At 73.6% G+C, this 18,564-nt stretch carries 14 protein-coding genes and 1 pseudogene; 3 read left to right on the forward strand and 12 right to left on the reverse strand.

The window, feature by feature from the left end:
- Positions 1-38: 38 nt before the first annotated feature.
- Positions 39-254 carry a thiazolylpeptide-type bacteriocin gene (locus IEZ20_RS32995; RefSeq protein WP_189305486.1) on the reverse strand — a complete coding sequence of 72 codons (216 nt, stop codon included), beginning with the start codon at positions 252-254 and terminating at the stop codon, positions 39-41.
- Positions 255-704: 450 nt separating this feature from the next.
- On the opposite strand from IEZ20_RS32995, the pseudogene IEZ20_RS40120 reads away from it, so the two are divergent.
- Positions 705-839, forward strand: a pseudogene (locus tag IEZ20_RS40120) (ADP-ribosylglycohydrolase family protein); the annotation flags it as partial.
- A gap of 13 nt (positions 840-852) precedes the next feature.
- Positions 853-1,326: an erythromycin esterase family protein gene (locus tag IEZ20_RS40125; RefSeq protein WP_229896401.1), complete on the forward strand. Its 474-nt coding sequence runs from the start codon at positions 853-855 to the stop codon at positions 1,324-1,326.
- Between the two features lie 115 nt (positions 1,327-1,441).
- Here IEZ20_RS40125 and IEZ20_RS33005 read toward each other — a convergent pair whose 3' ends face one another.
- Positions 1,442-2,155 (reverse strand): DUF4232 domain-containing protein, encoded by a 714-nt coding sequence (locus IEZ20_RS33005; RefSeq protein WP_189305490.1) that lies wholly within the window; start codon positions 2,153-2,155, stop codon positions 1,442-1,444.
- A gap of 302 nt (positions 2,156-2,457) precedes the next feature.
- Here IEZ20_RS33005 and IEZ20_RS33010 point away from each other — a divergent pair, with 302 nt between their 5' ends.
- Positions 2,458-4,761, forward strand: coding sequence for an ATP-binding protein (locus IEZ20_RS33010; protein ID WP_189305491.1), 2,304 nt, complete (start codon positions 2,458-2,460; stop codon positions 4,759-4,761).
- A 98-nt stretch (positions 4,762-4,859) separates the two neighbouring features.
- Here the strand turns inward: IEZ20_RS33010 and IEZ20_RS33015 are convergent, their stop codons facing one another.
- The 10 genes from IEZ20_RS33015 to IEZ20_RS33060 all read right to left on the reverse strand — a co-directional run bounded on the left by IEZ20_RS33015 (position 4,860) and on the right by IEZ20_RS33060 (position 18,560).
- Positions 4,860-5,075, reverse strand: a complete 216-nt coding sequence (locus IEZ20_RS33015; RefSeq protein ID WP_189305493.1) for an MbtH family protein — start codon at positions 5,073-5,075, stop codon at positions 4,860-4,862.
- Positions 5,072-6,442: a crotonyl-CoA carboxylase/reductase gene (gene ccrA / locus IEZ20_RS33020; RefSeq protein ID WP_189305495.1), complete on the reverse strand. Its 1,371-nt coding sequence runs from the start codon at positions 6,440-6,442 to the stop codon at positions 5,072-5,074. Before ccrA ends, IEZ20_RS33015 begins: the two co-directional genes overlap by 4 nt.
- Before the next feature lie 5 nt (positions 6,443-6,447).
- Positions 6,448-7,227, reverse strand: a complete 780-nt coding sequence (locus IEZ20_RS33025) for a thioesterase II family protein (RefSeq protein WP_308434714.1) — start codon at positions 7,225-7,227, stop codon at positions 6,448-6,450.
- Positions 7,228-7,368: 141 nt separating this feature from the next.
- Entirely contained in the window at positions 7,369-9,219 is a 1,851-nt protein-coding gene (asnB, locus tag IEZ20_RS33030) for an asparagine synthase (glutamine-hydrolyzing) (RefSeq protein WP_189305498.1), read from the reverse strand.
- A 20-nt stretch (positions 9,220-9,239) separates the two neighbouring features.
- Complete coding sequence (locus IEZ20_RS33035; RefSeq protein ID WP_189305500.1) at positions 9,240-9,494, reverse strand: acyl carrier protein; 255 nt, start codon at positions 9,492-9,494, stop codon at positions 9,240-9,242.
- 89 nt (positions 9,495-9,583) lie between these two features.
- Positions 9,584-10,606: a 3-oxoacyl-ACP synthase III family protein gene (locus tag IEZ20_RS33040; protein ID WP_189305502.1), complete on the reverse strand. Its 1,023-nt coding sequence runs from the start codon at positions 10,604-10,606 to the stop codon at positions 9,584-9,586.
- 31 nt (positions 10,607-10,637) lie between these two features.
- The gene (locus IEZ20_RS33045; RefSeq protein ID WP_189305504.1) at positions 10,638-11,357 is read right to left on the reverse strand and encodes an SDR family NAD(P)-dependent oxidoreductase; all 720 of its coding nucleotides are present in this window, start codon (positions 11,355-11,357) and stop codon (positions 10,638-10,640) included.
- Positions 11,354-12,673: an ACP S-malonyltransferase gene (locus IEZ20_RS33050; protein ID WP_189305506.1), complete on the reverse strand. Its 1,320-nt coding sequence runs from the start codon at positions 12,671-12,673 to the stop codon at positions 11,354-11,356. Before IEZ20_RS33050 ends, IEZ20_RS33045 begins: the two co-directional genes overlap by 4 nt.
- Positions 12,666-17,390 (reverse strand): type I polyketide synthase, encoded by a 4,725-nt coding sequence (locus tag IEZ20_RS33055; RefSeq protein WP_189305509.1) that lies wholly within the window; start codon positions 17,388-17,390, stop codon positions 12,666-12,668. Before IEZ20_RS33055 ends, IEZ20_RS33050 begins: the two co-directional genes overlap by 8 nt.
- Positions 17,391-17,393: 3 nt before the next feature.
- Positions 17,394-18,560 (reverse strand): zinc-binding alcohol dehydrogenase family protein, encoded by a 1,167-nt coding sequence (locus IEZ20_RS33060; RefSeq protein WP_189305511.1) that lies wholly within the window; start codon positions 18,558-18,560, stop codon positions 17,394-17,396.
- Positions 18,561-18,564 lie beyond the last annotated feature (4 nt).

Here is an 18,564-nt window from a genome sequence, read left to right on the forward strand (position 1 = left end):
TCAGCTTCGAAGGGCGTCAGTCCGGATCCTGCGCGAGGTCAGAGGACCACAGGTCCGTTGTCCTGCGGCTGCGCGCACGACGACGAGCCCTGGCACGAACAGGAGCCCCACGAGGCTCCGTTCTCGGGCAGCGCCGCGGTGTCGCGCAGCGACGTCACCGTCAGGTCGGTGAGATCCAGGTCCAGGTCCAGGTCCGCGTCGAGGACGAGGTCCTGAAGCCCCAGGGCGTCCTGCTGGTTCTGGCTACGGGACATGACGAACTCCTTCGAGAGAGAGGGAGACCGGAACGCGCCGCTGGAACGGCGACGCGGACATGCCGAAGAGGCATGGAGGAAACAGCGCTCACAGCTGGAGGAGGAGTCGAACGATCATTCGTCGTACAGCAGTGAGTGTGGATCTCGGGCGAGGGCGGCAGCAAGGCCAATCCCTACATTGGCCCGTTGTGATCGTCCCGGTTCGGTGGGTCTTGGTGTGCCGCGGCAGGGTGCCGGGGACCCGGTTGGCCTGACTTTCGATGAAGGCGACGTGAAGCCTCATGTCCTTTGTGTGATGGATCTTTCTCAGATGTCCACGGGATATGCGCGAGAGTCGGCAAACGGACGCCGTACCTCCATCGTTCGGGAGTCGCCCCTTCCGGATACCCTGGAACGAACCGGACCCATCAGTGTGGCATGGATCACATCACTGAGGGGGTCCTACCGGCCATGGAGCGGATGGAGCGGGCCGCCGGTGCCGTCGTCGGCGCGGCGGTGGGCGATGCCCTGGGCGGCCCCTTCTAGTTCGGGCCCCGGGGAGCGTTCTCGGAGCGGTTTCCCGAGCCCGGCGCCGGTGACGAGGTTCCGTGACGAGGTGATGGCCCGGAACGTCACGTGGTGCCAGGAGCACACCGGCGACAAGGTCCTGGTCTCGGCGCACAACAACCATGTCGGTTACGTCTCCGACAACCCCGGGCTGTACTCCAGGACCCAAGGGTCGTTCCTGCGCGACACCATGGGCGAGAACTACCTGCCCATCGACTTCGCCTTCTTCCGGGGCTCGTTCCTGTCGAAGGACGCCGCCCTCGGCGGTGACTGGAAGACCTTCACCGCGGGCGCTGCCGGGCCGGGCCGGAACGAGTACACCCTCGACCAGGTCCCCTACAGGGACTTCTACCTCGACGTCCGCAAGACCCCGGCTGCCGCGCGGGCCTGGCTGAACGTCGCCCGGCCCACGCTCGGCATCGGCACCCAGTTCCCCGAGAAGCCACGGGACCTGGCGATCGGCAAGTCCTTCGACGTCCTCATCCACCTCCACGAGATCCGGGAGGCGGACAAGCCGGAGCCCTGACGCCCCGACCGCGCCGGCACGGACGACTGCGCGGCATTCGCTCCGGCACCGCCGACACCCCCTCTGCGGCCCTGTCCGCGCGACCGTCCGGGGAGGCCGTCCTCCTCGGCTGGGATCAGAAGTCGTCCGCGCCGTTGCGCAGTTCAGGCGTCCAGTAGCCGGTGAGGGCCTTCGCCGGGTCGACGGCGATGCCGTCGCTGCCCGGCGCGGTGACGGCCATGACCGTGGAGTCGCCGTCCAGCATGACGGAGAACGCCGACACGGGTTCGTTGTCCTCGTCGAGCCCGCCGTCCGACAGCTTCACCAGAGCGTAGGCCGGGGCTTGCGCGGTGAGGACGACCGGCGTGGCCGGCTTGCTCTTGGCCACGGCCGGGACATCCTTCTTGTGGCTCTCCAGGAACTGGATGTGCGGGAAGCCCGTCAGCCGGCAGGAGTGCCCGCTGGTGTTCCTCGCGGTGAGGACGATGTGGGTGTAGGGCGGCCCGTCCTGCGTGGCGGCGGTGACACGGACGTCCTTCGCGGTGCAGACCGCGGTGGAAGCGCTCACCCGCTCGCCGGTCGCACCGGTCGAGCCCGCGGAGGCGCCGTCGGAGCCGGCCGAGCCCTTCGACACCGCCGAACCCCCCGAGCCGGTCGAGCCCGTCGAGCCGGACGTGCCGGTGGCCTTGCCGGCCGTCGGCGCGGCGGCCGCCGGGGACGACGCCACCGTGGCCGAGGTGGTCGGCGCGGACGACGTGCCGTCCCCGTCGCTCTGGCAGGCGGTGAGCGACAGTGCCACGACCGTGCCCGCGGCGGCGAGCAGCGTGGAGCGGTGACGTGCAGTGTTCATGGAGGATCCCCCGTGAGTGGTTCTGGGCCACGGCACGGTGCCATGGCCGATGTGTCATATGCGGATCAGGTCGATCAGGTGGTCGACTGCCCTGCCGTTCCGGTAGCCGGACGACGGCGCACACCACCTCACGCGTGGCGTGCGCCCTCCGGCGGTACCGGCAGGCGCGTTCCGCGTCTGACTCCAGTCGACCATTTCCGGTTTCCGCCGCCCAGGCGATTCCACCGGCAGAAGTACCGTCGGTCATACTTCTGCCAGGGACTTCCCAACCGGACGAGCCGGACGAAACGAGGTCATCGACGGTGCACGACGGCACGCCTTCCCCGGGGGACTTCGGACAGCGGTTGCGGCACCTGCGGGTCCGTTGCGGGCTGAGCCGGGAAGCGCTGTCGCATGTGGCCGGGGTGAGCGTCAGGGCGCTGGCCGACATGGAACGCGGACGCACCCGGGGACCGCAGCGCCGTACGGTGCAGGCGCTGGCCGAGGCGCTGGGACTGGACAGCGACGAAGCGGCCGGCCTGGAGAAGTCCGCCGCCCTGGGCCGCCCGCGCCTCCGGACGGCGCCCGGACCGGCCGGGGGCGGGCCCCTGGCGCTGCCGCGCGACATCCAGGACTTCACCGCCCGCGGCCCGGCGCTGGCCCGGCTGCTGGAACTGGCGCAGGACACCGATGCGGGGGCGCCGGTGGTCACCGTGGTCACCGGGCAGCCGGGGCTCGGCAAGACCTCGTTCGCGGTGCACGCCGCGCACCACCTCGCCCCGCACTTCCCGGACGGGCAGTTCGCCCTGGACCTGCACGGCATGGATCCCGAGCCGACGACCCCGCGGGACGCGCTGGCCCGGCTGCTCGGTGCGCTGGGGGTCGCCGACGCGGCGATACCGGCCGGTGCCGACGACCGTGCCGGTCTGTGGCGGTCCCTGGCCGGTGAGCGACGCCTGCTGCTGCTCCTCGACAACGCCGCCGACGAATCGCAGGTGACCCCCCTGCTGCCCGGCAGCGGTCCGTCCCTGACCCTCGTGACCAGCCGCCATTCCCTGGCCGGCCTGGAGTCCGTCCACCGCACCGATCTCGCCCTGCTGCGGCGCGAGGAGGCGGTCGAACTGCTGACCCGCATCATCGGGCCGGACCGGGTACGGGCGGAGGCACAGGCCGCGCGCGATCTCGCCGACCTGTGCGGGCACCTGCCCCTGGCCGTCCGGATCGCCGGCCAGCGGCTCCTCAGCCGGCCCCACGAACGCCTCGGCAAGCTCGTCGCCCGTCTCGCTGCCGAGGGCCGGCGGCTGGACGGCCTGCAGGCCGGAAGTCTGCGGGTGCGTGCGGCCTTCGCGCTCTCCTACCGGCAACTGCCGGCGGAATCACAGACGTTGCTCCGGCGTGCCGCGCTGGCCGCCGGAACGGATTTCAGCCCCGAGACCGCCGCGCTCCTGTCCGGCCTGTCCCACGACGAGGCGGTGGGCTGCGCGGAGGAACTCACCGACGCCGGTCTGCTCCAGAGCGACGGCGCCACCGAGCGCTACCGCTTCCACGACCTGCTCAGGCTGTACGCGGCCGAGCAGGTGGACACCGAGGACGGTCCCGAGGTGCGCGACGCCGCGCTCGACCGGGCCGCGTCCTGGATGCTGCGCCGGGCCACGGCCGCCGCGCTGCACTTCGACACCGACCACGAACAGACCGTGCCGCACGACGACCCGGACCCGGAGACGGCGCCCGCCGTCCGCGACGAGGCGCGGGCCTGGCTGGAGGCCGAGCGGGCCCAGTGGCTCGCCTCACTGCGCCGGGCCCATGACACCGGCCGTCATCGCCAGGTCCTGGACACGGCGAAGGCGATGCACTGGTTCTCCGACCTCAACCACCACTGGGAGCAGTGGGTGGAGGTGTTCCGGCTCTCCGCCGCCTCCGCCCGCCTTCTGGGCAGCAGACGGGAGGAGGCGGTCCACCTCAACTACCTCTCCTGGGCCCACAACTTCTGTACCCACGATGCCCCCGCCGCCCTGACGAGTGCCGACGCCGCGCTCGCGGCGGCCCGCGAGTGCCGGGACACACTCCAGGAGGGCTGGGCACTCGGTTACGGCGCGGGCGCGCTCCAGCGGCAGGGCCGCATGCAGGAGGCCGAGGAGCGGCTGCGCGAGGGCGCCCTCCGTATCACCACCGAGAAGTCGCCGCAGGGCCGGCTGGCCGAGCTGACACTCCTCAACACCCTGGGTACCCTGCTGCGCGAGACCGGCCGGGCGGCCGAGGCACTGGACCTGCACCACCGCAGCGAACGGATCTGCCGCGCGGGCATCCCCGGCCGGACGGACAGGGTGATCGCGCTGTACCTCGCCGTCACGCGCCTGCACATCGGCAACGACCTCGCGGCCCTGGGACGCTGGCACGAGGCCGAGACGCCGCTGCGGCAGGCCCTCAGCGCCCTGGAGGCCGCCCAGGTGTCGGCGTGGGCCGAACGGGCCCGCCTGCACCTGGGTCAGACACTCGCCGCCCTGGGACACCCGCAAGCCCGCACGACACTGCGCACCGCCCGCGACGCCCTCGCCGCACTGCGAAGCCCGCTCCAGACCGAGGCCACCGAAGCACTCGCCGCCCTCGACGCCGCCGCCACCGCCTGACGCGGGACCGCATCGAGTCCGCCGAGGTCCTCGCCCGAGGCACGCCGCCGGGGCGGCACCGGGTCACCGGTGCCGCCCGCGCCGCCGCGCTCGGCCGGTCAGCTCTGCGCCGCCATGGCCTCGGCCAGCTGACGGGGCCGCATGTCGGTCCAGTGGGTGGTGACGTACTCCAGGCAGGACGCCTTGTCGGCCTCGCCGTGGACGACCGACCAGCCGGCCGGGATCTCGGCGAAGGCCGGCCACAGGGAGTGCTGACCGGCGTCGTTGACGACCACGAAGAAGCGGCCGTCCTCGTTGTCGAACGGGTTGCTCATGACGTCGTTCCTTTCGAAGGGGCTGCCGCCGTGGGCGGCCGGAAACGGTTGATGGCGTCGATGTGCTTCGCGCGTGTCTCCTCGTCCCGCACGCCCAGGCCCTCCCGCGGGGCGAGGCACAGCACGCCGACCTTGCCCTGGTGCAGGTTGCCGTGCACGTCGTGGGCGGCCTGTCCGGTCTCCTCCAGGGGGTAGACCTTCGACAGGGTGGGGTGGATCCTGCCCTTGGCGACCAGGCGGTTGGCCTCCCAGGCCTCGCGGTAGTTGGCGAAGTGGGAGCCGACGATCTTCTTCAGTGACATCCACAGGTAGCGGTTGTCGTACTCGTGGCGGTAGCCCGAGGTGGAGGCGCAGGTGACGATCGTGCCGCCCTTGCGGGTGACGAACACCGAGGCGCCGAAGGTCTCCCGGCCCGGGTGCTCGAAGACGATGTCGACGTCCTCGCCGCCGGTGAGTTCCCGGATGCGCTTGCCGAAGCGCATCCACTCCCTCGGGTCCTGGGTGTGCTCGTCCCTCCAGAACCGGTAGCCCTCGGCGCTGCGGTCGATGATCGCCTCGGCGCCCATGGCCCGGCAGACGGCGGCCTTCTGCTCGCTGGAGACCACACACACCGGGAACGCGCCGCCGGCCAGCGCCAACTGGGTGGCGTAGGAGCCGAGTCCGCCGCTCGCGCCCCAGATCAGGACGTTGTCGCCCTGCTTCATGCCGGCGCCGTTGCGGGACACCAGCTGGCGGTACGCGGTGGAGTTCACCAGCCCCGGGGCCGCGGCCTCCTCCCAGGTCAGATGCCGGGGCTTGGGCATCAGCTGGTTGGACTTCACCAGCGCCAGCTCCGCGAGACCGCCGAAGTTGGTCTCGAAGCCCCAGATCCGCTGCTCGGGGTCCATCATGGTGTCGCCGTGTCCGTCGGGCGACTCCAGCTCGACGCTCAGGCAGTGCGCCACGACCTCGTCACCGGGCTGCCAGGCGTTGACACCGGGGCCGGTGCGCAGGACGACGCCCGCCAGGTCGGAGCCGATGATGTGGTACGGCAGGTCGTGGCGCTTGGCCAGCGGCGACAGCTTGCCGTAGCGCTCCAGGAAGGCGAACGTCGGCAGCGGCTCGAAGATCGAGGTCCACACCGAGTTGTAGTTGACCGAGGAGGCCATGACGGCCACCAGGGCCTCGCCCGGACCCAGTTCGGGCACGGGCACCTCGTCGAGGTGGATCGACTTGCGCGGGTCCTTGTCGCGGGTCTCCATGCCCGCGAACATCTCCGTCTCGTCCTTGTGCACGGTGATCGCACGGTACGACTCGGGCAGCGGCAGGGCCGCGAGGTCCGCGGGGCCGGCCTGTCCGGACAGGACAGCGCTGAGTATCTCCTTCACGGGGGTCAGACCGCCGCGCGGGTGCCGGACGCCAGCCGCTGCAGCGTGGCCTCGATCCGGGCCAGTACCGCCTGCTGCTGCGCCACCAGATAGAAGTGGGCCCCGGGGTACACGTGGAGTTCGAAGGGGCCGTCGGTCTCCTGGGACCAGGTCCGGGCCTCGTCGGGGGTCACCCGGGGGTCGGCGTCGCCCGTCAGCGCGACGAAGGGGCTCTTCAGACGCGGTCCGGCGGTGGGCTGGTAGGTCTCCACCGCGCGGTAGTCGGCCCGCAGCGCGGGCAGGATCATCCGCAGCAGTTCCTCGTCCTGGAGCAGCGCCGCGTCGGTGCCGTCGAGCTTGGTGACCTCCTCGATCAGCCGCGCGTCGTCGCCCTCGTGCACGTTCTCGAACCGCTGGACGGAGGGGCCCCGGCGGCCGGAGACGAAGAACACCGCGGGAGGCCGCCCGGCGTCCTCCAGAAGCCGGGCCAGCTCGAAGCCGACCATGGCGCCCATGCTGTGCCCGAACAGGGCGAGGGGTGTGTCGTCCCGCTCGTCCAGGGCGCGGAACACACCCTGCGCGAGTTCCTGGACGGATTCCGCGGGCGGCTCCTGCCTGCGGTCCTGGCGGCCGGGGTACTGCACCGCGAGCACCTCCACGGCGGGCGACAGGGCCTTGGAGACGGGGAAGTAGAAGCTCGCGGAGCCGCCCGCGTGCGGCAGGCACAGCAGGCGCGGCGCTCCCGGTGTCGGCTGGTGGAAGCCGCGCAGCCACAACTGGTGCGCCGCGCTGGACCGATCGGCCATGTGTCCCCCTTGGTGGAACGTACTGTCTGTGGAACGTACTTGACTGTGGAACGTGCTGGTGCGGACGGTGGTCGGCGAGGTCGCCCGGGGTGGGTCGGAGCGCCGCCCGGCCCGTGCGGGCGGCGCTCCGGCGGTCGGCCGTCAGATGGTGACGGTCACGTCGTACGAGACGAGCCAGCGGTTGAGCCACAGGGCCATCTCGATACCGCCCCGGTCGTGCGGCATGCTGAAGTCGTCCAGCTCACGGCCGAGGACGCGCTTGACCCGAGCAGTGTTGAGCAGCGGCAGCACCGGCGCGTCCGGATCGGCGAGCACCTCCCGCAGCTCGGCACGCAGGGCCTGCTCGTAGCGGATGTCCTGGGTGGAGGGGAACGGGGTCTTGGTGCGTTCCAGGACCGAGGCCGGCAGCACGTCGCGGACGGCGGCGCGCAGCAGGCTCTTCTCCCTGCCGTCGAACGACTTCATCGCCCAGGGCACGTTGAACACGTAGTCCATCAGGCGGTGGTCGCAGAACGGCACCCGGACCTCCAGGCCGACGGCCATGCTCATGCGGTCCTTGCGGTCCAGCACGGCCTGCATGAACCGGGTGATGTTCAGGTAGGTGACCTCGCGCATGCGCCGGTCGGACGCGGACTCCCCCGGCAGCACCGGCACTTCGGCGAGGGCCTCGGCGTAGCGGTCCCCGCGGTAGCCCTCCAGGTCCAGCTTCTCCAGCAGGCCCTGGTCGATCAGTGAGCTGCCGCCGAAGATGCGCGCCGACCCCGGGGTGAGCCAGGGGAACGTCGGCGCGTCGACCGCCTCGGGGCGCTGGTACCAGCGGTAGCCGCCGAACAGTTCGTCGGCGGACTCGCCGGACAGCACCACCGTCGCCCGCTTGCGGATCTCGCGGCACAGCAGGTACAGCGACGGCCACAGGTCGCCCCAGTACGCCGGCGGCAGGTCGGTGGCGCCCAGGATCGCCGCCCGGACGGCCGGGTCGGCCAGCTCGGTGCTGTCGAGCAGCACCTCGCTGTGGTCGGAGCCCACGTGGGCTGCGCAGTCCCGTACGTACGGCGCGTCGGCCGTGCCGCGGACCGCGTCCGGTTCGAAACCGTCGGCCGCACCCTGGAAGTCCACCGAGTACGAGCGGACCGGACCGCGTCCCTCGGCGTTCAGCGCGCGCTGGGCCAGGGCCGTGATGGCCGAGGAGTCGAGGCCGCCGGAGAGCAGGGTGGCGACCGGGACGTCCGCGACGAGCTGGCGGGAGACGATGTCCTCCAGCAGCTCCCGCACGGTGGTGATCGTGGTGTTCAGGTCGTCGGTGTGCTCGCGGGCGGTCAGCTGCCAGTACCGGGTGCGGGTCAGACCGCCCTCGGTCACCCGCACCACCTGTCCAGGGCGGACCTCTGTCAGGTCGGCGAACGGCGTGATCTCCGGGGTGCGGACCATGTCCAGGATCTCGGCGAGACCCTGGGCGTCGACCCGGCGCGGCACGCCCCGGTGGGCCAGCACGGCCTTCGGTTCCGAGCCGAACACCACGCCGTCGGAGGTCCGGGCGAAGTAGAGCGGCTTGACCCCGATCGGGTCGCGGACCAGCAGCAGTTCGCGGGTGGTCGCGTCCCACAGGCCGATGGCGAACATGCCGTTGAGCCGGGCGGCGAACTCGGCACCCCACTGGAGGTAGGCGAGGAGGACGACCTCGGTGTCGCTGCCGGTACGGAACGTGTGCCCGAGGGCGGTCAGTTCGGCGCGCAGCTCACGGAAGTTGTAGATCTCCCCGCAGAAGGTGAGGGCCGCCAGGGTCCGGCCGTCGCGTTCGGCGACCATGGGCTGGGCGCCGCCCTCGGGGTCGATGATGGACAGCCGGCGGTGGCCGAACGCGACGGGTCCGTCGATCCAGACGCCCTCGGCGTCCGGCCCGCGGCAGATCATGGTGTCGGTCATCGCCTGGACGACGGACCGGTGCCGCGCGAGGTCCTCGCCGTGGGCCACCCATCCGGTGATTCCGCACATGTCGTGTCCCCCTTGGGGCTTCAGGCCGCGGAGAGCGCGGCGTTGACGCGGTCGAGCAGCTGCCGCGGCGTACGGGCCTCGCTGATCACGTTCTCGCCGAGTGCGACGCCGTGCTTGCGCTCGATCCGGCGTACGGCGTTCAGCGTGGTGAGCGAGTCGAATCCGAGGGCGGCGAACGTGACGTCCGACGGGTCGCCCTCGGGCTCGACCGGGTCCTGGTCGCCGTTGCTGCGGTTGAAGACGTCGATCAGGTCCTGGATGGTCAGCTCTGCCATGGTCGTCCTTCTCCGTGTTCGTCGGTGTGCCGGCGTGACCGGCGTGATCGTGTGATCGGTGGGTACGGGTGTGTCTCGGCCGTGCCGGGTCAGACGGCGAGCAGGGTGCAGTACCAGTGCATGCCGATGGACAGGCCGGCCAGCGCGACCACGTCGCCCTCGGCCAGCTCGCCGCGCTCCAGCAGCGTGTCCAGGCAGATCAGCTGGTCGGCGCCGCCGCAGTGGCCGAGGTCCTTGGCCAGTTCGGCGTTGGTGCGGTCGAGGGGCACGCCGACGGCCTTGGCGACGTCGGCGAGGGACTCCTGGTTGTCGTTGAGGAACAGGAACCGTTTGACCTGGCCGGGGTCGACACCGGCCTCGTCGCACGCGTCCTCGAAGACGGTGCGGACGCGGCTGTTGATGACGCGGACGAACTTCGCCAGGTCCTCGGGCTCCCGGCGGAAGTGCCGGTACACCAGGGCCAGCGGGTCGACGTCCGGGTTGCCGGTTCCCTCGGGGGCGTGCGGGGCGGTCGCGCCACCGTACTCGACCCGGTAGAAGTCGGCGTAGGCGGGGTCGGTGAGCTGTTCGGTGGCGAGCCAGCGCAGCCGGCCGTGGCCGCGGCGCAGCACGGCCGCCGCGGCGCCGTCGCTGCCGAGCAGGGTGTTGAAGCGCATGCGGTTGGTGTGTGCCTCGCTGACCTGGTTGACGGCGACCAGCAGGACCGTCTCGGCGTCGGTGCGCGTCGCGAAGGTGCCGGCGATCTGCCGGAAGGCGGTGACGCCGGACGCGCAGCCCTGGCTGAGCAGCAGCGTCGGTGTCGTGCCGGCGCCGATCGCGCGGGCGACCGCGGCCGAGGTGTCCCACAGCAGGTATTCGGGAACACTGCTGTCGGCCACCACGACGAGGTCGAGGTCGCGTGGATCGACGCCCGCCTTGGCGAGGGCCTTCTCGGCGGCGCGGGCGGCGAGCGCGGTGGAGGTGGTGCCCTCCGGGGCGCGGTGGTAGCCGCGGTAGCCCCACAGCAGGACGCGGTCGGGGTCGTCGACGTGGTCGGCCGCGGTGGCGGCGACGTCATGCGGGTCGCCGAGCGCGTGGGCGAGCGCGAGGACGCCGAAGTCCGTGACGGGCATCGGGTCTGGTTCTCCTTGTCCGTGGGCCTGTTCAGCGGGGGAACACGCCGTCGGCGGTCCAGCCGCCGTCGAAGCGCAGGGTGGTGGCGGTGAGGTAGGCGAACTCGTCGCCGGTGAGGGTCAGGACGAGGTCGGCGATCTCCTCGGGCTCGGCGAGCCGGCCCAGCGGGGTGCGGGCGGCGATGGCGGCCTCGTCCAGGTTGCCCCGGGCGAAGCCCTCCGCCACGAGGGGGGTGCGGACGTAGGCGGGACTGACGGCCACCACGCGTACACCGTGCTCGGCCCATTCGACGCCGAGTGCCTCGGTGAGCATGACCACGCCGGCCTTGGACGCGCAGTAGGCGGCCCGGCCGGGCACCGCCCGGTGGGCCATGACGGAGGCCAGGTTCACCACCAGTCCGCGGTTCGCGGACAGGGCCGGGAGGAGGGCCTGGGCGCAGTAGAAGGTGCCGCTGAGGTTGACGCCGACGACCCGCTCCCAGGTGCGGGGCTTCAGCTCGGCCGACGGGGCGATGGCCCCGACGCCCGCGCTGTTGACGAGGAGGTCGGTGCCGGTCACCTCGCGGGCCGCGGCCTGGACGGACTCGGCGTCCGAGACGTCCACCTCGCGCCAGTCGGCGAGGCCGGTGCCGTCGCCGGGTCTGCGGTCCCAGCCGGTGACCGCCCAGCCCGCCCGGGCCAGCCGGGCGGCGACGGCCGCGCCGATGCCGCTGGACGATCCGGTCACGACCGCGTGTCGTCGGCTGCTCATGTCCGTTCCTTCCAGGTCCGGTAGACGGTCTCCACGGACGCGCTCACCGCGGCGACGGCGGCCTCGTAGGCGTCCGTCACCGGGTGGGCACCGGGTACCGCGTGGACGGTGGTGACCGGGTCGGCTCCGGTCGCCCGGTGGGCGTTCGGCGTCCGGGCCGGGGCGGACCGGGGCGGACCGAGTGCGGTCAGGTCCCCGGTGGGCCGCGGCAGGCCGAGTGCGGTCAGGTCCGGGGTGTGGCCCTCGGCCCAGAGCGCGGCGGCGGCCCAGCGCAGCTGGTCGAGCTGCGGCCTCGTCGCGGAGCCCGCGCTGACCGTGAGGTGCGGCCGGCCGTGGAGGGTGGCCGCGACGAAGCGGGTGAGGCTGCCGCAGCCGGCCTGGACGAAGACGCGGGCGCCCTGCCCGTACATCCGCTCGATCACGGCGCGGAACCGCACCGGTTCCACGAGATGCCGGTTCAACAGGGCTCGCAGTTCCGCATCGTCGTCCGGGTAGGGGGCGACGGTGGTCGCCGACCAGACGGGGACGGCGGGCCGGGCGAGCGGCACGCGGTCGAACACGGCGGAGAAGCCCGGCAGGTACGGGGTGAGCATCGGCGAGTGGAATCCCGACCGGAACGGCAGCACCCTGCGGGGCACTTCGGGGTCGGCGATCCGGGCGAGGCAGCGGGTGACGGCGTCCTCGTCGCCGCACAGCACGCTCTGGTCCGGCGCGTTGTCGTGGGACAGTGCCACCCGCGGCTCGCCCTCGGCGAGCCGGGCCGCTGCCTCGGCGGGCAGGCCGACGGCGGCGAAGACCACGTCCGGGACCGGGGCGGCACCCATGGTCCGGGAGAACGCGTCGAACGCCTGCTCGGGGAAGAGGCCCGCCGCGAACAGCGCGCTCCACTCCCCCGCGCTGTGGCCCGCCATGGCGTCCGGGACGATCCCGGCCCGCAGCAGCGCCGCGTGGAGCACCCGGTTGAGCCGCAGGGTGGCGTGGGTGCGTTCGGCGAGGGTGGCTGTGCCGGTCACCGGTCCGGCGGGACGGCCCAGCCAGTGGAGGACGTCGTCGGGGGGCGGGCCGGTGCGGGCGTCCAGTCCGGGGAAGAGGAAGACGGTACCGCCGACGGGCCCGGGGCGGGGCGCGAACCAGATGTCGTTGCCGCCGCGCCAGGGCTCGCCCCGCTCGATCAGGGCGAGGGCCTGTCCGACCCGCTCGGCCGTGGGGCCGAGCACGGCGACGCGGCAGGGACCGGTGCCGCCGCCTCCGCCCGAGCGCAGGGCGGCGCGCAGGGTGCCGGGGTCGTCCGCGGCGGCGAGGAGGATCTCAGTCAAGGGTGCTCCCGAACCGGGCGGGGTCCCCGGCGGTGATCAGCACCTGCGGGTCGCGGCCGAAGGCCAGTTCGCGCAGGAAGGCCCGTACACCGTCCTCCGGGTCGATCAGGCCGATGCCGTTGCGGACGTACGCCCGTTCCAGTTCGGCGGTGACCATGCCGCCCGCCTCGGCCGCCCACGGGCCCCAGTCCAGGGCGAGGACCCGGTCGGCGACCCGGCCGGACCAGTGCCGGGCCAGGGTGTCCAGGGCGTCGTTGGCGGCGGCGTAGTCGGTCTGGCCGCGGTTGCCGGTGACGCCGGAGATACTGCCGAAGAGCACCAGGTGGCGCAGGCCGGGCCGCAACCGGGCGGCCAGGGTGCGGGCGCCCGCGACCTTCGTGTCGTACACCTCGGCGAACTCGTCGGGGGTCTTGTCCCGCAGCAGCCGGTCGCGGACCAGGCCGGCCGCGTGGACGACGGTGTCCAGCCGGCCGTGCCGGGCGTACACGTCGTCCAGGACGGCGCCCAGTCGTTCGGGGTCGCGTACGTCGGCGCGGTGGTAGCGCACGGACGCGGCCCGCTCGGCGAGGTCGTCCAGGCACTGCCGGACCTCCCGGCCGGCGGCGTGGGCGCGGACCGCGCGTTCGATTCCGGCCGGGTCGCGCCCGCCGTCGGCGATCAGGCGTGCGCGCAGGTCGGCGTCGGTCAGGATGGGCCCGTCGAGGGGTTCGCTGCGTCCGACGAGTTCGACGTGGCAGCCGGTGAGAGCGGCCAGGGCGCGGGCGACGCGTGCGGTGATGCCGCGGGCGCCGCCGGTGAGGAGCACCACGCAGTCGCGGTCCAGGCCGAGGTCGCGGGCGGTGACGTCGGCGGCGGGCAGCGGGGCCGGCCGGGTCCGCCAGACGGCCCGGTGGCCTGCGGTGTGCGTCACCGAGGGGCGGGGGGCGCGGAGTTCGCCGAGCAGGGTCCGGGCCGCGGCCTCCGGTGGCAGTCCGGCGGGCAGGTCGACGGCGGTCACGGCGAGACCGGGATGCTCACGGGAGACCGCGCGGGCGAGCCCGTGCAGTCCGCTGCCGGCGGGCCCCGCGGCGTGGCAGGTGGCCAGCAGCAGGGTGGACACACCGCCCAGGATCGCCGCCCGCAGTTCGGCGAACCGGCCGGGCAGGATGCCGTCGCCGCCGTCGAGGGCGTCGAGCAGCAGGAGGGCGTCGCAGCCCGCGGGGTCGCTGACGACTTCGGTGCCGTTCTCCTTGAGCTGGGCGGCCAGTACGTCTGCGATCTCGCCGCCGCCGCTGACCACGGCACGGGTCAGGGCCGGCGGCGGGCCGGCCGGCCGTTCCTCGGCCACGGCTTCGACCACGTGCCGGACAGCGCCCGACGGACCGGGGGAAGGGCCCTCGGTCTCCTGACGGACAGCGTCCGCCGGACCGGCGGACGGGTCTGCGGCCTCCGCCCCGGTTACCCGGCCGCCGACGGCGTCCGACGGACCGGCGGACCGGCCTTCGGGCTCCGCCCCGCCCACCTGACCGGAGGTGTCCTTCGGGTCGGCGGGCCGGTCGTGCGGCTCCGGGGCGGTCGGCTGGTGGGCGGGGACGGTGCGGGCGGTGAGCCAGTCGGTCATCGCCCGGATGGTGCGCAGGTCGGCCAGTTCGCCCACGGCTTCCGCGGCCGGGGTGCCCCGGAGCAGGGCGGAGGCGATCTCGGTTCGCTTGAGCGAGTCGACGCCGAGGGCGGCTTCCAGGTCCAGGTCCGGGTCGAGCATGGCGGGCGGGTAGCCGGTGCGTGCGGCGACCAGGTCCAGGACGGTCGGTGCGGAGGTCCCGGCGGGTGCGGCCGTCTCGGGCTCGGGCCCGGCGGGCTGCCGGGGCGGCTCCGCGGCGGGCCGCTCGGGCGCCGGGGCGTCCGTGCCGAGGTACCGGAGCACGACCTCCTGTTGCGCGGCCACGATCCGCTGCGTGCCGCGCAGGAACTCGATGACGGTCTCGTCGCGGCCGTCGGGCGTGCCGCCGCCGGTCAGGGTGGCGGGCGGTCCGGCGGGCCGCAGACCGCCGGGTACGGGCGTGCCGTCCGCGGTGCGGACCAGGTGCCCGTCGACGGTCCAGCCGGCGGTCGCGGGGGCCGGCTCCTGCGGGGGTACGCGGTCGCCGGTCAACTCGTCCAGCCGTACCGGGGTTCCGCGGACGGCGAGCGCGGCGAGGGTGCCGAGCAGGTGGGGCAGGCCGGGGCGGCCGGGTGCCTCCACGGACAGGGCGGTGTGCGGCCGGCCGGCGAGCACCTCACCGACCAGGCGGGTCAGGACCGTGCCCGGGCCCGCTTCCACGAAGACGCGGGCGCCGGCCGCGTACATGTCCTCGATCTGCTCGGCGAACCGCACCGGGCGGGCGAGGGCGTCGGCGAGCAGTGTGCGCATCGCCCCGGGCTCCGTGGGGTACGGCCGGGCGGTGGCGCCCGACCAGACGGGCACCCGGGGTGCGTGGAGCCGGTGGCCGGCGAGCGCGGCGGCGAACACGTCGACGGCCGGGGCCATCCGCCGGGTGTGGAAGGCCGCCGCGACCGGGAGCCGCTTGGCGGTGTGACCGGCCTCCCGCAGGACGGCGACGGCCGTGTCGATCCCGGCCGCGGAACCGGCGAGCACCAGTTGTCCGGGGGCGTTGTGGTTGGCCGGGGTGACGTCGTCCGCGAGTCCGTGCCGGGCCAGCAGGTCGGTGACCGTGCCGGCGGGCGCGGCGACCGCGGCCATCGCGCCGGGGTCCGTACCCGCCGCGCCGTGCATGGCCGCGCCACGGGCGCCGCTCAGCGGCAGTACGGCCGGCTCGGGGAGGACGCCGGCGGCGGCGAGGGCGGGCAGCTCGCCGTAGCTGTGGCCGGCGGTCATGTCGTATGCGACGCCGCAGGCCCGCAGGAGGTCCAGGGCGGCGAGTCCGCCGAGGCCGAGGGCGGGCTGGGCGAGCCGGGTGTCGACCAGGCGCGGGGGGTCGCCGCCGAAGGTGGCGGGCGGGAAGAGGGCGTCGGCGAGTGCGGGTTCGGCACGCAGGTACCGGTGCAGGCGCGGGAAGGCGACGAAGAGGTCGACGAGCATGCCGGGCCGCTGGCTGCCCTGGCCCGGGAAGAGCAGCGCGACGGGCTGCCGGGTGCCGTCCCCCACATGGACGCCGTGCTCGGGGCGGTCCTCCAGGCGCAGGGCCAGTTCGAGCTGTTCCCGCAGTGCGGCGGGGTCCCCGGTGACGATGGCAACGCGGGTCGGGCCGGTGCCGGTGACGGCGGTCGGGGCGGCCGGCCCCGGAGCGCCGTCGGCCAGCCGGCCTGCCAGCTCCCGCAGGGCGTCGCGGACCTCGTCCTCGGTGCCGCGGAACAGCAGCAGTCCGGCGGACGGCGCGACGGCGTGTCCCGCCGGGTCGGAGTGGTGGGCGGTGACGACCGCGTGGTAGTTGACCCCGCCGAAGCCGAACGCGCTGACGCCCGCGACGCGTTCGGGGCCGGCCCAGGGGCGGGCGGTGGTGTCGAAGACGAAGGGGCTGGTCGACCGGTTCCACGCCGCGTTGGGCTCGGTGAGGCGGGTGGGCGGGCGGACGCCGGTGTGCACGGCGAGGACGGCCTTGATCAGTCCGGCCATGCCGGCCGCGCACTTGGCGTGACCGATGAGGGACTTCACCGAGCCCAGCGAGCACGCTCCGGGCCGCGCGCCGGCCGTGCGGAACACCTCGGTGAGCGTCTCCAGTTCGGTGCGGTCCCCCAGCACCGTGCCGGTGCCGTGCGCCTCGACCAGGCCGACCTCGCGGGGTGACACGCCCGCCAGGGCGTAGGCGCGTTCGAGGGCGCGCCGCTGGCCCTCGGGGCGGGGCGCGGTCAGGCCGAGGCCGCGCCCGTCGCTGCCCGCTCCGACCGCCTTGATCACGGCGTAGACGCGGTCGCCGTCGCGTTCGGCGTCCGCGAGCCGCTTCAGCACCAGGCAGGCCACGCCCTCGGCGAGGACGATGCCGTCGGCGGAGGCGTCGAAGGCGCGGCAGCGGCCGGTGGGCGACAGGGCCCGCACCGAGCCGAACAGCAGGTGGTCGTGGAGGCCGTTGTGGGTGTCGACGGCCCCGCACAGGACCATGTCGCTGGTGTGGGCGAGGAGTTCCTTGCAGGCCTGGTCGAGCGCGGCCAGCGAGGAGGCGCAGGCCGCGTCCACGGTGTAGGTGGGGCCGCCGAGGTCCAGCCGGTTGGCGACCCGGCCGGCGATGACGTTGGCGAGGGTGCCGGGGAAGGAGTCCTCGGTGAGCCGGGGCAGCCGGGCGTCCAGTTCCTGCGGCACCGACTCCAGGTGCTGACCGAGCAGGGAGCGTGCCGCGTACGCGGAGGCGAGGTCGGCCCCCGCCTCCGCGGCGAAGATCACCGAGGTGGTCTCACGGTCGAACGGGCGCTTGGCGTACCCGGCGTCGGCCAGCGCCCGGTCGGCGGTGTCCAGGGCGAGCAGCTGGGCGGTCTCGATGGCGCCGAGGGAGTTCGGCGGAACGCCGTGGGCGAGCGCGTCGAAGGGCAGGGGCGGCAGGAAACCGCCCCATTTCGACGGCGACCGCTCGCCGGGAGCCGCCCCGGCCCCGGCCCAGTGGCGGTCGGCCTGCCAGCGGTCCGGCGGGACCTCGGTGACCGCGTCGGCACCGGCCAGCACATTGGCCCAGTACCGTCCGAGGTCCGGGGCGCCGGGGAACGCGCAGGCCATGCCGACGACCGCCACGTCGTAGGAACGCGGGCTCATGGCTCAGCCCCTCCCGGCGCCGGAGAACAACGGGAAGTAGGTGTCGAGGTCGTCCCGGCGGTAGGACTCGGCCAGTTCGGGGACGCGGGCGAACGGCGTCACCGGGTCGTCGGCGATGTCGGGCAGCCAGCCCGTCTCCTGCTGGACGTCACGGATGCGGGCGGCGTCCTGCAGTCGCCAGGCGTGGGTGTGGACGTGGATGTGCCGGCTGATGCACTCGGTGGCGCGCAGGTTCCACAGCCGCATGCCGGTCTTCCAGCCGACGGTGGAGACGACGCCCTCGCGGGCGAGGCTCTTCATGGTGGCCCGGTGCAGGCCGCCGCCGAGGTTGTCCAGGAAGACGGAGACGCCGTGGCCACCGGAGAGTTCGCCGACGATCTCCAGGAACCGGGCCTCGGAGGCGCGGTAGCGGTCCATGGCATCGGGGTCGGTGGACTCCTTGGCCCGGAGGTAGTCCAGGTCGGGGAACTCGCGGCGGTCGACGGCGATCGCACCGGACGCGGCGATCTCCTTCAGCCGGCTCTCCCGGCCGGAGACCATCGCCGTGCGGAAGCCCTCGCGGCGGGCCAGTTCCAGTTCGGCGAAGACGACGCCGCCGCCCCAGCCCAGGACGAGGGGCTGCTCGTCCCAGGCGTCGTCGACCTGGCTGCGCCAGCACCGGCTGGTGACGCGCCAGTTGTCCCATGCGGTGAAGTACCGGGCGAACGGCGCCCAGCGCTCCGGCGGGTAGCGTCCGTCGGACGGCAGCGGCACGAGCCGGTCGGCGGGGACGACCATGCGCTCGGCCAGCAGCCCGGGCGAGCCCGGCGCGTCGTAGGCGCAGATGGTCTCGGCGTAGCCGTTGCGGTCGACCTGGCCGAACGGGATCCACAGGCATTCCTGGCCCTCGCGCAGTCCGCGCACGGCCGGGCCGGTCTTCAGCACGCGGACGACGCCGCAGGTGCCGATGACGATCCTGTCCTCGCCGCGCTGCCGCACGATGTCGACGGGGGTGCGCGCGAGGGCGTGCTCCATGTTGGCCTCCCAGCAGCCCACGAGGGACTCGACGAGTACCTCGTGTTCGCCCGGGGAGGCGACCGGGATGCGGGTGAGGGTCAGCTCGCCGCGGACCGGGCCGCCGGACCTGTCCTGCGGACCCGCGGGCAGCACCCAGGCCTGCACGTTCTCCATCAGT

Source organism: Streptomyces cinerochromogenes (assembly GCF_014648635.1).
GTDB lineage: Bacteria > Actinomycetota > Actinomycetes > Streptomycetales > Streptomycetaceae > Streptomyces > Streptomyces cinerochromogenes.